Source organism: Mucilaginibacter sp. BGA-UO-ETr-C110 (assembly GCF_059567985.1).
On the sequence record NZ_JCAQPB010000002.1, the window covers coordinates 1,674,745 to 1,688,417 of the forward strand.

Genomic DNA, 13,673 nt, shown 5'->3' on the forward strand with positions numbered 1-13,673 from the left:
ATTTATCTAAAAATTATCGTTATCAGGGAGATTTCATTTAATCTGGTATTCTATCAAGACAAGATATTAATAGAAATATAATTCAGGGTCGCCGTTGTTAAATCACCACTGACAATTGACGAAGTATAAAAGCGGGCAACGCTTAACGAAAATGCTCCGCTAGGAGCTTAATGTCGGTAGAACAACGATCGTTAATAAGAATTCGTGCCGTAGGTACGAAACCAAAGCAAGTATTTTACTCCATGTATTTCAGCATCATCCGTTCGCTTACAATATTAGCGTCTTCAATTACAGAATCCGGATATCCCATAGATTCTAATATGGCTATACCGTTGCGACTTTTAAGCAGGCCTTCTTTCAGCTTATAGTCAAACACCAGACTGCCCCCGGATTTGGAATCTTCAAAGGAATAAATAGCAAAATCCTCATCGAGTAATTCAGCCAACTCAAGATCATGGGTGGATACAAAAACAAAATTCTGATTGGCGGTGATATAGGATAATACCGATTTTGCGGCAGCAATACGCTCAATAGTATTGGTACCCCTGAATATCTCGTCAATAATAACCAGACTTTTTACCTGTTCTACCTCATTACTGCGGCTCATGATAGTTAATATCGACTGTGCCTGCGCCTGGAAATAGCTCTTTTGTTCTTCTATACTATCAGTAGTTTTAATACTGGTCTGTATCTTTAAAAAAGGCGCTTTATACTCCCTGGTACAGCTGGTGAACAGAGTTTGCGCTAACAGGGTATTAACAGCGATGGCCTTAATAAAAGTTGTTTTACCCGACATGTTTGAACCTGTTATCAAGGCACCTCTATCAGCACGGGTATACAGTGAATTGGTAACACATTTATCAATCAAAGGATGATAAAGATCGGTAATGTTCATTTGGGCATCGATGTCAATAAACTGGGGCTTATTGTAATAAGGTAAACCATCCCGTACCGATTGGATGGCTACCAGCATATCTATTTCGGCCACATATTGATATACCTGCTCAATATCTTCACGATAACGTTCAATGTGCTTTATAGAGCTGGCATAAATACGGGGCTCTAATAAAAACAATGTTTTAATAAGTTGAAAAACGGCGTAACTCAAATCGCCCGCCCCGTTGATCAGTTTGCTTTCTAAGTTGATAATGCTTAAAGATCGTTTTAGCCCTAACAGATTTTTTAAACTGCTTTTGATAGATTCATTATCCTCCAGGCCAGAATGTTTTACAAGCCATACAGCTACATTGTGCATGATAAGTAACTGTGGCAGCGAATTGGTATAGGCGCTTATTTTATTCTTGTTGGCATAATGCAAAACCACATTATAGCCTACAAAAAAGAATAACAATAAAATACTGATAGGATTAGGATAAACAACCAGCGATACGATCAAGGCAATGATCACCAGGGGTACAAACCTGATATAGAAATTCATGATCGGTACAAACAGCGATTCATGTGTTTTTAAAAACAGATCGGCTATATAATAAGCGTAAGTGTTGTTGAGTTTTGATAATTGTAGCTCTATCAATTCACGGTTGGGCTTATCCTTATTGATGATTTCAACCTTTGCATCAAGCTCTAATAGTTTTTCGAGATTTGTTTCGGGGAAATGCAGCTTTTTAAACAAGTACTGTTTACCGGGTTTTGAACTTGTTCTGTCGATATAATTAAAGATACTTTTCAGGTCGATATCTTCCGCGGTAACGTCAGGTAATCTATTCCAACTTTTATCGGCGTTTAAATAGGTTTTAATAAGGTCGAAATTACGTCGGGCATTCACGGGCTTACCCCATTTACTTTTTATTTTATCAAGCTTCTTTTCTTCGGCGCGTAATTTACCGTAGTACGAGCTTATCAGAGAGAACCCTAAAACGATGGCCAAAAACAGTAACGTAAATAAAAAGTAATACATGCCTTAAAAATAAAAAAAATATACTAAACCTCAAGTGATATTTATAGTCTATAAATATAAAACAACTACAGTGTTAACTTAATTTTTGATTTATGAAATTCGTCAAATTTTCAGTCATAGTTTTTGCGCTTCTATTTTCAGTTCAGTTTGTAAAAGCTCAAAGTATATCCATTGGAGCCTCATTTGGTGGTTATCCACGTTCAAGAGTGGTAGTTGCCGCTAACTATCCGGCATATGGTTATTATGAACGCCCTGTATATTATGGTTATGGACGCAGAGTTTATTATAATCGCCCATATTATTATCCTGGTCGTTATTATGGCCGCCCTGCTTATTACAGGGCACACCGCCATTACAGGTGCTGGTAATTATACAATAAATAAAAAGGGCCCGGTATTTACCGGGCCCTTTTTATTTAAAACTGGTTTGACTGATCCTGTTATCAGAAGGCATCTTGATCCATTTTAACAATATCCTATTTATCTGTTGCCACTTAAAAAGCGTTGCAATGCTTGTTGAGTAAATTCTGAAAGTACCAGCTCACCGCTAATGGCTGCGCGTTGCGTTAATAATTCGTCCCAATCTTCTGTACCTTCCCATAGGATCTGTTTTAAACCAGCAAGCGCATCAGGATGATAAGAGGCCAATTTTTCAGTAAGTTCATCTACGGCTAAGTCGAGCGAAGCGATATCTTCATATACTTCATTATAAAGACCATGATCAAGGGCCCATTGAGCAGTTTGAAAATCGGACGCCCTGATGGTTAGCTGTGAAAATGCCGGTAAGCCAACCTTACGGGTTACAGCCGGCGATATAACAAATGGCCCGATACCGATAGCCAGTTCACTTAGTTTGATAGATGCAAAGCCGGAGGCCAGGCAATAATCGGCAGCGGCAGCAAGGCCCACACCGCCACCAACCGCTTTTCCCTGGATGCGGGCAACAATTATTTTGGATGATTTACGGCAGGCATTAATGACTTTGGCAAAGCCCGAAAAAAACAGTGCGCCGGCTTCTTTGTCTTTTATTTGCACCAGTTCATCAAAACTGGCACCGGCACAAAAGGTACGATCACCGCCACTCTTTAAGATGATCACCCGGACGTCGGGGTCATTACCTGCTTGTATAATATATTCTGTAAGATCATTTAAAAGACCCGTTGGCAATGAATTTTGCGCGGGATGATAAAAACTAATGGTTGCAACACCATTTGAACTTTTTGTAAAAGACACATTGCCATTATCTGTATCGGGCATAATTTTGAGGTTTATTTTAAGAGAATGCAGTGATTTAATCACCGCGAATCAACCCAATATCAGAAGTATTTGGCTTACCTGCAATTTTGGTTTAAAATAGTTTTAAAAAGGCTTCATCACGCAATCAAAGGCAATTCAAAATAAAAGGTGGCCCCTTTGTCTAATTCGCTCTCTACCCCTATTTTGCCCTGGTGATTATTGATGATCTCTGCGCTGATGTATAGCCCCATCCCGAGGCCGCTTGTCATAAACTTTTTATCCTCCACTCTATAAAAACGTTCAAATATCCGCTCTATTTGTTCATCGGACAGGCCGATACCATAATCTGTTACCGATACGCGTACCACATCAGCTTTTATAGTGGTTTTCAGGATAATTTGTTTGTTAGCCAGTGAGTACTTTACAGAGTTATTTATAAAATTCATCAAAACCTGCTCCAGCCGTTCGGCATTACCCATAATGCGGATGCCTGGTTCCAGTTTACTATCAAATTCGTGTAAAGGGTAAATATGTCTTGAGTTTTCTGTAACCTGTACCATCAGATCAGATAAATTAACCTCGCCCATGGCATATTCAAGCCTGCCGGCCTGTATTTTGCTTACATCAAGCAAATCATTGATCAGGCGCTGCAATTTATTAATAGCCACGCTTGCTTTTTCGATATACTGCTTCACTACAGGCGGCACCTCTTCTTTTTTATACGAAGTAATGAGTTGCAGATATCCTTTTAAGCTGGTTAACGGTGTCCGGAGCTCATGGCTGGCAATACCAATAAATTCGTCCTTCCGATCCATTTCCCTCTTCTGATCTTCAATATCAGTAGCTGTACCTACCCAAAAAATAATCGAGCCCTTATCATCCCTTAAAGGAACGGCCCGGTTCAGATGCCAGCGATAAGTATTGTCCCAACGTTTATAACGGTTTTCAACCTCGAATATATTGCCTGTTTTCAAAGCCTCAATATATTTATCTAAGGTATTGGGCAGGTCATCAGGATGCACCACATGCTGCCATCCCCAACCCACGCTTTCACTATAGCGGCTACCGGTGTAATTGTACCATTGCTGGTTATAAAAATCAACCTCGCCACCAGGTAGGTTTGTCCAGGTCATCTGGGGTATGTTGTTTGCCAGCAGTTTAAAATGCTCCCGGCTTATCAGCAGGTCATTGGTACGCTCCCTAACGGTATCTTCCAATTCATTGTTGAGTTTTTCAGCAGCGTTTTGGGCTGCCAGTAACTGCTCGTTTTTTACTTTCAGTTCCCATTCTGTCTCTTTTTGACTGGTAAGGTCAGTTAAGATCAGGCTCAAAGCTATGCCCTCATCCAGGTCAAGGGTGGTGCAAGAAAGCAGGCAGGGTGTTAGCGTCCCTTGTTTATCGGCCAGTAATATTTCCCCCTTGCAATCTTCTTGCCAGCCTTTGTGCATCAGATCGTTGAATTTCTTAACCGATATTTCGGGGATAAAAGAAGTGAAGCTTAGCCCGATCACCTTTTCAAGCGGTAGGTTCATCATGGTTGCAAAGCGTGAATTACTGTATAAAATAGTACCTTCGCGGTTAAGGGTAACTGCCCCTTCGTTCATCTTTTCAATAAAAACACGGTAAGTTTGGTCGGCTGTTTTTAAGGTGTATAATTGATGACCTTCAGCGCCTTTTACAATAAGCGCGTCAATCTGACCGCTACGAATGGCGTCAATGGTATCATTAGCTTCCTCCAGCTGTATCCGAAGTTCTTCGTTTTGCTGCAGTAACTCTTCATATGTATATTTAGCCAGTTCCATTAATTTTCTGTTTGTAAACCAAGGCCTTTTAATACTTTACTTGTATTTGACATATCACCAATGAGCCGGCGCTCTATACCCGGCGCTTTTTTAATGAGCATGGGTAAAGCGATGATCTGTTCCCGCTCAACAATCAATGGCTGTTGGTAAACATCTACTATCTCCAGGTCATAATTACCTTTTAAGTGGGTTTCGCAAATATCTTTGAGATTGGTTATAGCTCGTGATGAATTTGGTGATGCCCCCGTTACAAACAGGCGCAACTGATAAACATGATGTTCCTGCTTATTTGAATAATTACCCTTAGATAAAGACGATTGATCCTTTTCGGTCATTTTTTACAGTTTAACGGGGACGTATATCTAAGCCCACCAATACTTTTTCTTCATTTGACAGATCACCGATTATTTTACGGATAGGCTCAGGTACTTTGCGCACCAATGTAGGTATGGCAAATATCTGATCACCTTCGGCCAATTGAGGTTTTACTAAAAGGTCAATCACTTCAATAGAATATTGGCCCTTTAAATGTTCTTCACAGTATTTTTTAAGATTAGCTAAGGCACTGACAGATTTTGCCGTATTGCCCGCAATATATAACCTTAATTCATAATTTATGACTTCTACTTCCATTACTTTTGCTTCTTTATAATCGGGCTTTCTTCTTTTATCCCTCTTCTCATTTTCGTTATCTCATCCCGGTTTTTGTCCATTATTTGTTGCTTTAACTCATCTTCATAATATATCCTGTTAAGCTCTTCTTCTACAGATTCAAACTCAGCCTGCAAGTTGGATATCTTGGCCTCCAGCATGGTACGTTTGCGTGTAATTTCCTTGTCTTTTCGCGATACGGCAAAATCGCGCAGCGCTACTCCGGTTCTTTCTTTAAGCTGTTGTGCTTCCCTTGCCGATCCTGTTAGTACGCCTTCAGGACCCAGGTAAACATCAACCAGGTCAAGACCCTTATCGGTGATAATAAATTCGCGTACCTGGTTGGAGTGTTTCATACCGCGCGATTTCATGATGTATAAGCCGCGGTTTCGTTCACCGTTGTGTTCAATATCCCGCACCAGCATCCAGGTATCAACAAGCGATGATACACCCTCGTCAGTTTGTTCGTTTACAACAGTATTGAGCGATAAAGCGGTAAACATCACCGTAATTTGCTCGTTTTGTAAAAAATCTATCAGGCGTACCAACATTGATTTTACTTCACTTACAGAGCCAACGGTGATCAGGTTGGTTATCGGATCCAATATTATCGTATCTGGTTTAAATTGCTTTATCAATTTGTAGATAGCCACCAGGTGCATCTCCAACCCATATAAGGTTGGCCGCGAAGCATGAAATTTTAATAATCCACTATTCACATAAGGTTGCAGATCGATACTGATCGATTTCATGTTGCGGATGATCTGGTTTGGCGATTCTTCAAAAGCAAAATAGAGGCATTTCTTTTTCTGTTTGCAGGTTTCTGCAGCGAAATAAGCCCCGATACTGGTTTTGCCGGTTCCGGCAGTTCCCGAAACCAAAATGCTGCTACCCTCAAAAAAGCCCCGGCCCCCAAGCATATAATCCAATGCAGGAATACCGGATGATACCCTTTTAGAAGAAACCGCTTTTTCGAGCCCTAAAGAAGTTACCGGCAGCACAGAAATGCCATCCTGATCAATTAAAAAGGGGTATTCGTTGGTTCCATGCTGTGATCCCCTGTATTTTACCACACGGAGCCTGCGGGTTGAAATCTGGTTAATAACCCGGTGATCAAGCAGGATAACGCAATCCGATACGTATTCTTCTAATCCTTGCCGTGTCAGTGCCCCTCCTTCTCCTTTTTCGCCGGTTATAATGGCGGTAACCCCTTTATTTTTCAGAAAGGCAAAAAGCCTGCGCAATTCGGCCCGCAAAATGGCCTGGTCGCTTAAACCTGAAAACAGATTTTCGATGGTGTCGAGTACTACTCTTTTCGCGCCAATACTATCAATAGCATGCCCTAACCTGATAAATAATCCTTCCAGGTCATACTCACCGGTCTCTTCTATTTCACTCCGGTCAATGCGTACATGGTCAAGTTTTACTTTTTTCTCATCCTGTAGTTCATATAAATTGAAACCAAGTGAAGCTACGTTCAAGGCCAACTCGTCGGTTTTTTCTTCAAAAGCCATAAAAACACCAGGTTCATTAAATACCAGTGCCCCGCGAACTATAAATTCAAGTGACATGAGAGTTTTACCAGACCCCGCTTCTCCGCAAATAAGCGTAGGCCGGCCTTGCGGCAATCCCCCATCAGTAATTTCATCAAGACCAGTGATGCCTGTTGGTGTTTTAGGCAACGATTTTATATTAGCCGGTTGTTGTTTTTTATGAGATTTAGTCATTGTAAACAATTGTTTTTGTCAATATCGGATCCTGTAAATCCAAGCATTGATGGTTATTTTCACGGTAAATGGTTAATAAATACTCATTAGGCTTAAATTGTTTTAACCCCGGTAATTTATCTGGCATCTTAACAGAAACTGATATTGTTGGTTTGGTGATGTATTAGAAAACCTTACTCCAAATTTGAATACTGATCAAATATGGTACTGTGCCTCAAGGGAATATTTGTTCTAATTAAAAAACATTAACTCATTTGTTATGTTTATTAGTTATAAGAAAATAATAAAATAGTCATGGGAGTTTTACAGCATATACAGCACCAGATATCGGCACTTAACGATCTGATCAAAATAAATAACGACCGTATTGCGGGTTATGAAAAGGCTAATGAGAATACCAATGAAACAGGTTTAAATTTGCTCTTTAAAGAGTATACGGATCAAAGTAAAAACAATGTTTCGGAGCTGAGGGAATACATTCGTGTATTGGGAGGCGATCCTACCGATGGAACTACCTTATCTGGGAAATTTAATAATACCTGGATAGATGTTAAAGCTGCTTTTATAAGCAAAGACAGGCATAGTATTTTAGCTGATTGTGAACATGCTGAGGATGTTGCCAAGAAAGCATATCGTACGGCATTGGATGATAAAGAGCTGATCTGGGAAGATCAGCAGGTTGTATTTATTCTTAAAAAGCACCTGGAAAGTTTAAGGGTTGCTCATGATACCATTAAAGCTTTACGCGATGCGGAGGTCAGTGCATAATACTAAATATGCACTGATACCCTTAAATGAATAAAGTACAATAGGTTATTGAGTAACCGGTTTTGCTGAAATAATACTATCCACCACAAATACACTTACCCCGCGCCATGGCAACGCGTGCAGATACTCTTTATAGTGTAATTCAAGAAATGAACCGGTGCTGCTGTTTAGTTTTTGCGCCACTTTCTCGTCGGTAACTGAAAACATGAACTCGTTTGATGAAATATTACCGCCACCTTGTGGTGTTTTTATACCACTTTGTATTAACCGCCCCTCATAGGTTTTAAACATATATCCTTTCTTTACGAAGTAGTTCATGGTACCCGCCTTTGCTCCTTCGCCAAAAACAAAGAAATAACGCTGATAGGTAAACCCGGCGATCAATACTAATATTACGATTAAAATAATTGCTTTGGTACGGCCTTTCATATAGATATATTTTTATCTAAACTACAAAAACTTCATAAGTAAACAATATCTAAGTGAAACTTGTGCGTGGTTGGGTATTAGTTACTGCCCACGGGAGTAAGCTTTACATTTTTATAAGATGAGAGCATGAAATTGATCATGTCGATAATATTTAAAGGTGGTTCGTTGGTGTTGATGCTCAGTTTCTTTTTACTGTCAACAAAATCAATAGCAAAGTAGTAGTTTGGCGCATCAACCACCTGGTTACCTTGCTGCCAATCGTTCATTTTCTTTAGCTCACTATGCTTTAACCAATAGTTTAGTGTATCCAACTGACTTTGACTTAATTTTCCGGTGTAATCGCCTTTATATGGAGCCGCGTGTTCACCGGCTTTTAAATGATAATCACCATTGGGCCATATTTCGATACCCAGCTGCGGGCAGTCACCAAAGCAGGTGGATGATAAAAAATAGAGCTTGGAGAATTTGATGTTTTTATCGTAGCTGTTTTTGAAGTTCAGGAACTCATAGGTAATAGTACCTGCTAGTTTTATCGCATTAGGTTCAACGGCTTTTAAATACATGCGATTATAGTCGGCATGTCTTATCAAAAACTTAAAATCGTCCCGGTGCTGTTTTTTAAAATTATCTGCACTGCTCCTGAAGATATCTGACAAGATCAGCGTATCGTTCACAATAGCATAGTGGTCTTTAACACCAGCGTTTCCTACAAAATTGTAGTATACTTTTTTATCGGCAAAGTAAAGGTGGCCCAGGTCTTTGGTTATCCAGCGTTCGGCATCCAATTGTACTTTTTGAGCGAATGAGAGGCCTGAGATCAGCAGAAATAACAGCAGGGAGAGTCCACGTTTTACCATTGGGGTTATGCTTTTAGGGGTAGATGAAATTTGGCTAACGTTTTAAAAACTCACAAACTCATATAATATTTTGTTAATGACCCAAAATCATCAAACTTCAATGCGTAATCGTCTGTTTTGCCAAAACCATAGGTCACAAATATAAAAGGTATCCCGGCCATACGTGTCTGTTCAGCGTCACCATTGGTATCACCAATATAAACCGGGTGCTTTAACTGGTGTTTATCAATCAGCAATTGCATGTTATGATGCTTGGGCATATTGTTTTGTCCGTAGGCCATCGAGTCGGTAATATCATCTTCAATTTTAGCCCAACTTATAAATAAAGGGATAATACCTATGGCACAATTACTGAGTATAAAGAGCTTGTATTTGGTTGCCAATTGTTTGATGCCCTCGGTTACCCCATCATACATTACGCCACCACTGGTAGGTAATATCTGCCGGCGGGTTTCATTTACATCCATATAAATACCCTGTGCCCTATCATCATCAAAGTCGGGCATGAGCACTTTGGTTAGTTTTTTACCCTCCATGCCCATCAGCTGCATCAGGTCATTACGACCGATGACACGTTGAATACTCATTTTTTCAAATACAAGGTTCCAGGAGTTAGCGTAGGTATCAACGGCATCCCAGAGGGTTCCGTCCATGTCAAATATCAGGCTGTCGGGTTTCTGCATACGAGCAATATTGTTTTTTGCTAAGATGTAAAATTTACACCAAGCATAAAACAGAAGTTCATGTTTTCTTCATTATTAAACTTCATCTTAGCAGTGTGATAAGGTTAATGTGGGCCAGCTTAGCAGGAGGTTGGTTCCATAGGGCCTCTACCGTAAAAGGTAGGGGCTTTTTTTATTTTACAACATTTTATTGAATGAACATATGGAACCGGAGCCCGTTTAGGACTTCGGTTTTTTGTTTAGAATAAAATAATTATAAGCTGATTATTAGATAGTTATACTATCTTCCACTTGATATACTTCATGGAATTTGATGCCCAGTTTATCGAAATGCTTTGCATAGGCCGCATAGCGTTTCTGAATAAAGAACGTTTTAGCGTATCCATCATGAACGGGCAATATCTGGCGTGGATTTAACCGATCGGCAAAGGCAGATATCATCACTTCGCTGGCAAATGGCGCCATGGTTATCATGATCAGTAATTCTATATCTTTGAATTTCAATAGTTTATCTTCCATTGAATCAACCGGGTGCAACACTTTATCGTTAATGATGAAGCCCGTCATTTGCGGTAAAGGGTTATCCATGATCAAAGCATGCTGTACCGGGAAGGCTTGTAGCTTAAATGGGCCAAAATGTTCGGTAGCATCTTCCAGAATGGAAAATTCAATTCCTGCCTTTTGCAATTGTTCGCCAACCTGGCGGTTTGTAAGCACCTGGGCACCGCTAACATCCATAATTTTTTGTAAAATATCTATTACAAAATGGTCTGGATGGATATGCGTGATCACAATAATATTGACATCGGCAAACATTTGGGGCGTTACCAGGCCCTCAATAAAAGAATAATCGCCCGGATCAAATAGAATTTTATAGCCATCGAGCTCAAATACAAGACATGAATGCAGATATTTTGAAATTTTCATAGATTTCAATTTAGTATCAAGTAGCTAGTATCAAGTATCAAGATTTTTGAATACCTCGTGAAGCAAATGTAGCTGTCGTGATACTAGCTACTTGATACTAATCATAACAATTCGTTTGCCAAATTGGCCAGTTCGCTCCGCTCCCCTTTTTGCAGGGTGATATGTGCGTATAGTGGATGCCCTTTGGCTTTATCTATCAGGTATGATAAACCATTACTTTCCGCATCCAGGTATGGTGTGTCTATCTGGTAAATATCTCCTGTGAAAACAAATTTGCTGTTTTCTCCGGCACGGGAGATGATGGTTTTTACCTCGTGCGGGGTAAGATTTTGGGCCTCGTCTACAATAAAAAATATTTTGCTCAGTGTACGTCCACGGATGAAAGCAAGTGGAGCGATCGATATTTTGTCGTTAGTGACCAGCTCATCAATTTTGGCCTGCATTTTTTCATCGTCCATGAATTGGTCTTTAATAAATTTCAGGTTATCCCATATCGGCGCCATGTACGGGTCGATCTTTGATTTGATATCGCCAGGCAAAAAACCAATATCCTTATTACTTAAAGGTACAATAGGGCGTGTAACAAAAATTTGACGATAATATTTACGTTGCTCCAGTGCGCTGGCCAAGGCAAGCAGGGTTTTACCTGTGCCGGCATTACCCTGTATGGTTACCAGTTTAATATCTGGATGTAATAAAGCGTGAATGGCAAACGCTTGTTCAATATTTTTGGGTAATATATTAAACACAGGCTGTTCAATAACTTTTTCAAGCTGCCGGGTTTGTGTATTGTAAAAGCCCGGAACATCACTGTTTTTACCTTTTAATATATAGAAGTGATTGTTGGTATATGAGGCAATATGTAAACTTTCTGCAGGTAGATTTTCATGTTTGTTGAGCTGGGTGATCAGCTTTTCAGTTACTTTGTTTACATCGGTTTGCCCGGTATACAATTCATCCAGGTTTTTGATCTTACCGGTTTCATAGTCTTCCGCATGCAGGTTAAGCGCTTTTGCTTTCAGCCGCAAACATATATCTTTTGATACCAGTACTACTTTTTTACCGGGGTTCTCTTCTTGTAAACCTAAGGCCGCGTTCAGGATACGATGATCTGTTTTGTCGGAGCCAAATACCTCCTCAGCGTCAATAGCGGTGGTTTTAACATCCATAGCTACCTTAAAGCTGCCCTTGCTTTTGCCGTTGAGCGGGATCCACTCATTCACCAGGCTATTGCGCGACAGGTCATCCATGAGCCGGATAAAACTGCGTGCTTCAAAATTGCGGGTGTCGTTACCATTTTTTTTATTATCCAGTTCTTCCAGCACCTGTATGGGGATGGCTACGTCATGTTCCTGGAAATTCTGAAATGCGTTGTGATCGTAAAGGATCACTGAGGTATCTAAAACAAATATTTTATTACTTACAATAGTCCCGTTCTTACCATCTTTATTCATATCCGACTAATTTAAGGAATCTGCTGTTAGTTTCAAGCACAAAGATCATCTTGGAGTTCGGAATTCGGACTTTCGATTTTTCGTGGTTGGCTATTTTAGCGGTACTCAAGAGGGCTTCGCCGTTTCGGATTTAGATCTTAGAGTTTAGATCTTAGGATTTAGAATTTACCTCCCTGTCGGTTTTGTTCTATTTTATTTTTTGATATCGTAGCAATTTTATCAAAAAATAAAACGCCATGAAATCATCAATTTTTAAGAACGGTATTAAAAGGCTGCAATGGCTCACTCCTTTTATGATCGTTGTTGCATTAGGTTATCATACTCCTGCAAGTGCGCAAAACCAGCCCTTAATCGGCAGGACCCTGTTTGAAAAGAAATGTGCCACCTGCCACGGTGAGGATGGCACGAGAGGCCGTTGGGGCGCCAAGAATTTACAAATAAGTAAATTAGATAATGATGAATTGCTTAACACCATCAGTAAGGGTCGCGGCATTATGCCCAACTGGGGCAAAAAGCTATCAGCCATCCAGATAAGCTCAGTAATTGAATACATTAAAACTTTAAGAAAATAAATCATGATCAAGATGAATATGACAACCCTGATTTTAATAATCACCGCTACAGCCACCGGCTTAATTGCCGGTCTGTTTTATGCCTACACCTGCTCCGTTAATTTAGGACTGGGTAAGTTGACCGACCGCGAATACATCGCCGCCATGAACTCTATTAACGTGCAAATATTAAACCCCCTGTTTTTTGCCAGCTTTATAGGGACACTATTATTGCTGCCAATAAGCGCTTACCTGAATTATAGCCCGGGAATGAATACGCGCTTTATACTATTAGTTAGCGCAACCCTGGTTTATGCCATAGGTGTATTTGGCGTAACCATGTTTGGGAATGTGCCTTTAAATGATGCTTTGGCCAGGCTCAATGCAGAAACCGCATCGGCAAAGGACCTTTCCGTATACCGGGCAATGTTTGAAGGGCCCTGGAATTTTTTGCACAACATCAGGACTTTGGCTAATGTGGTAAGTTTGGTATTGGTTATTGTGGCTTGCTGTTGCGAAAGTAAATAAGCAGAACAGGTTGCAAAACCTTATAAACGCGAAAACGGGAGTCTCTTCTTTCGAATTGAACTCCCGTTTCCTGACCACTGTTCTGCCATAGCTTCCCAGTAGCACCAAGTTTTGTGTATCATCACCGACATGATCTTGTCCGT

The 13,673-nt window shown here is 40.2% G+C and carries 15 protein-coding genes; 4 read left to right on the forward strand and 11 right to left on the reverse strand.

Annotation, left to right across the window (positions count from 1 at the left end; all coding sequences use genetic code 11):
- Positions 1-235: 235 nt before the first annotated feature.
- Complete coding sequence (locus AC57BQ_RS08090) at positions 236-1,918, reverse strand: MutS-related protein (RefSeq protein ID WP_496405789.1); 1,683 nt, start codon at positions 1,916-1,918, stop codon at positions 236-238.
- 92 nt (positions 1,919-2,010) lie between these two features.
- Between AC57BQ_RS08090 and AC57BQ_RS08095 the strand changes: the two genes are divergently transcribed.
- A complete protein-coding gene (locus AC57BQ_RS08095; protein WP_496405790.1) occupies positions 2,011-2,286 on the forward strand; it encodes a hypothetical protein in 276 nt (91 codons plus the stop codon).
- Between the two features lie 111 nt (positions 2,287-2,397).
- On the opposite strand, the gene AC57BQ_RS08100 is transcribed toward AC57BQ_RS08095, so the two are convergent.
- From AC57BQ_RS08100 to kaiC, 5 genes are all read right to left on the reverse strand, one after another.
- A complete protein-coding gene (locus AC57BQ_RS08100; protein ID WP_496405791.1) occupies positions 2,398-3,174 on the reverse strand; it encodes an enoyl-CoA hydratase/isomerase family protein in 777 nt (258 codons plus the stop codon).
- 116 nt (positions 3,175-3,290) lie between these two features.
- On the reverse strand, positions 3,291-4,955 hold the full coding sequence (locus AC57BQ_RS08105) for a PAS domain-containing sensor histidine kinase (protein WP_496405792.1): 1,665 nt from the start codon (positions 4,953-4,955) through the stop codon (positions 3,291-3,293).
- Entirely contained in the window at positions 4,955-5,290 is a 336-nt protein-coding gene (locus AC57BQ_RS08110; RefSeq protein ID WP_496405793.1) for a circadian clock KaiB family protein, read from the reverse strand. The genes AC57BQ_RS08105 and AC57BQ_RS08110 overlap by 1 nt, the downstream gene beginning before the upstream one ends.
- Before the next feature lie 10 nt (positions 5,291-5,300).
- A complete protein-coding gene (locus AC57BQ_RS08115; RefSeq protein WP_496405794.1) occupies positions 5,301-5,588 on the reverse strand; it encodes a circadian clock KaiB family protein in 288 nt (95 codons plus the stop codon).
- Complete coding sequence (gene kaiC / locus AC57BQ_RS08120; RefSeq protein WP_496405795.1) at positions 5,588-7,333, reverse strand: circadian clock protein KaiC; 1,746 nt, start codon at positions 7,331-7,333, stop codon at positions 5,588-5,590. The genes AC57BQ_RS08115 and kaiC overlap by 1 nt, the downstream gene beginning before the upstream one ends.
- Before the next feature lie 294 nt (positions 7,334-7,627).
- Between kaiC and AC57BQ_RS08125 the strand changes: the two genes are divergently transcribed.
- Positions 7,628-8,101 carry a ferritin-like domain-containing protein gene (locus AC57BQ_RS08125; protein ID WP_090470969.1) on the forward strand — a complete coding sequence of 158 codons (474 nt, stop codon included), beginning with the start codon at positions 7,628-7,630 and terminating at the stop codon, positions 8,099-8,101.
- 45 nt (positions 8,102-8,146) lie between these two features.
- Here the strand turns inward: AC57BQ_RS08125 and AC57BQ_RS08130 are convergent, their stop codons facing one another.
- The 5 genes from AC57BQ_RS08130 to AC57BQ_RS08150 all read right to left on the reverse strand — a co-directional run bounded on the left by AC57BQ_RS08130 (position 8,147) and on the right by AC57BQ_RS08150 (position 12,451).
- Positions 8,147-8,530: a hypothetical protein gene (locus tag AC57BQ_RS08130; protein ID WP_090470971.1), complete on the reverse strand. Its 384-nt coding sequence runs from the start codon at positions 8,528-8,530 to the stop codon at positions 8,147-8,149.
- Positions 8,531-8,607: 77 nt separating this feature from the next.
- On the reverse strand, positions 8,608-9,387 hold the full coding sequence (locus AC57BQ_RS08135; RefSeq protein WP_496405796.1) for a DUF6438 domain-containing protein: 780 nt from the start codon (positions 9,385-9,387) through the stop codon (positions 8,608-8,610).
- Between the two features lie 50 nt (positions 9,388-9,437).
- Positions 9,438-10,070 carry an HAD family hydrolase gene (locus AC57BQ_RS08140; protein WP_496405797.1) on the reverse strand — a complete coding sequence of 211 codons (633 nt, stop codon included), beginning with the start codon at positions 10,068-10,070 and terminating at the stop codon, positions 9,438-9,440.
- A gap of 267 nt (positions 10,071-10,337) precedes the next feature.
- Positions 10,338-10,997 carry an MBL fold metallo-hydrolase gene (locus tag AC57BQ_RS08145; RefSeq protein ID WP_496405798.1) on the reverse strand — a complete coding sequence of 220 codons (660 nt, stop codon included), beginning with the start codon at positions 10,995-10,997 and terminating at the stop codon, positions 10,338-10,340.
- A 101-nt stretch (positions 10,998-11,098) separates the two neighbouring features.
- Positions 11,099-12,451 (reverse strand): PhoH family protein, encoded by a 1,353-nt coding sequence (locus tag AC57BQ_RS08150; RefSeq protein ID WP_090470979.1) that lies wholly within the window; start codon positions 12,449-12,451, stop codon positions 11,099-11,101.
- 236 nt (positions 12,452-12,687) lie between these two features.
- Between AC57BQ_RS08150 and AC57BQ_RS08155 the strand changes: the two genes are divergently transcribed.
- Both AC57BQ_RS08155 and AC57BQ_RS08160 read left to right on the forward strand, forming a co-directional pair.
- Positions 12,688-13,023 carry a c-type cytochrome gene (locus AC57BQ_RS08155; protein WP_496405799.1) on the forward strand — a complete coding sequence of 112 codons (336 nt, stop codon included), beginning with the start codon at positions 12,688-12,690 and terminating at the stop codon, positions 13,021-13,023.
- Positions 13,024-13,026: 3 nt separating this feature from the next.
- Entirely contained in the window at positions 13,027-13,530 is a 504-nt protein-coding gene (locus AC57BQ_RS08160) for an anthrone oxygenase family protein (protein ID WP_496405800.1), read from the forward strand.
- The last annotated feature ends 143 nt before the right edge of the window (positions 13,531-13,673 follow it).

Excerpts from the sequence above, each read along its gene's own strand:
- AC57BQ_RS08135 (WP_496405796.1), bottom strand. The coding sequence starts at position 9,387 with ATGGTAAAACGTGGACTCTCCCTGCTGTTATTTCTGCTGATCTCAGGC.
- AC57BQ_RS08155 (WP_496405799.1), top strand. The coding sequence starts at position 12,688 with ATGAAATCATCAATTTTTAAGAACGGTATTAAAAGGCTGCAATGGCTC.
- AC57BQ_RS08145 (WP_496405798.1), bottom strand. The coding sequence starts at position 10,997 with ATGAAAATTTCAAAATATCTGCATTCATGTCTTGTATTTGAGCTCGAT.
- AC57BQ_RS08105 (WP_496405792.1), bottom strand. The coding sequence starts at position 4,955 with ATGGAACTGGCTAAATATACATATGAAGAGTTACTGCAGCAAAACGAA.
- AC57BQ_RS08110 (WP_496405793.1), bottom strand. The coding sequence starts at position 5,290 with ATGACCGAAAAGGATCAATCGTCTTTATCTAAGGGTAATTATTCAAAT.
- AC57BQ_RS08130 (WP_090470971.1), bottom strand. The coding sequence starts at position 8,530 with ATGAAAGGCCGTACCAAAGCAATTATTTTAATCGTAATATTAGTATTG.
- AC57BQ_RS08125 (WP_090470969.1), top strand. The coding sequence starts at position 7,628 with ATGGGAGTTTTACAGCATATACAGCACCAGATATCGGCACTTAACGAT.
- AC57BQ_RS08100 (WP_496405791.1), bottom strand. The coding sequence starts at position 3,174 with ATGCCCGATACAGATAATGGCAATGTGTCTTTTACAAAAAGTTCAAAT.
- AC57BQ_RS08140 (WP_496405797.1), bottom strand. The coding sequence starts at position 10,070 with ATGCAGAAACCCGACAGCCTGATATTTGACATGGACGGAACCCTCTGG.
- AC57BQ_RS08160 (WP_496405800.1), top strand. The coding sequence starts at position 13,027 with ATGATCAAGATGAATATGACAACCCTGATTTTAATAATCACCGCTACA.
- AC57BQ_RS08090 (WP_496405789.1), bottom strand. The coding sequence starts at position 1,918 with ATGTATTACTTTTTATTTACGTTACTGTTTTTGGCCATCGTTTTAGGG.
- AC57BQ_RS08095 (WP_496405790.1), top strand. The coding sequence starts at position 2,011 with ATGAAATTCGTCAAATTTTCAGTCATAGTTTTTGCGCTTCTATTTTCA.
- AC57BQ_RS08150 (WP_090470979.1), bottom strand. The coding sequence starts at position 12,451 with ATGAATAAAGATGGTAAGAACGGGACTATTGTAAGTAATAAAATATTT.
- AC57BQ_RS08115 (WP_496405794.1), bottom strand. The coding sequence starts at position 5,588 with ATGGAAGTAGAAGTCATAAATTATGAATTAAGGTTATATATTGCGGGC.
- kaiC (WP_496405795.1), bottom strand. The coding sequence starts at position 7,333 with ATGACTAAATCTCATAAAAAACAACAACCGGCTAATATAAAATCGTTG.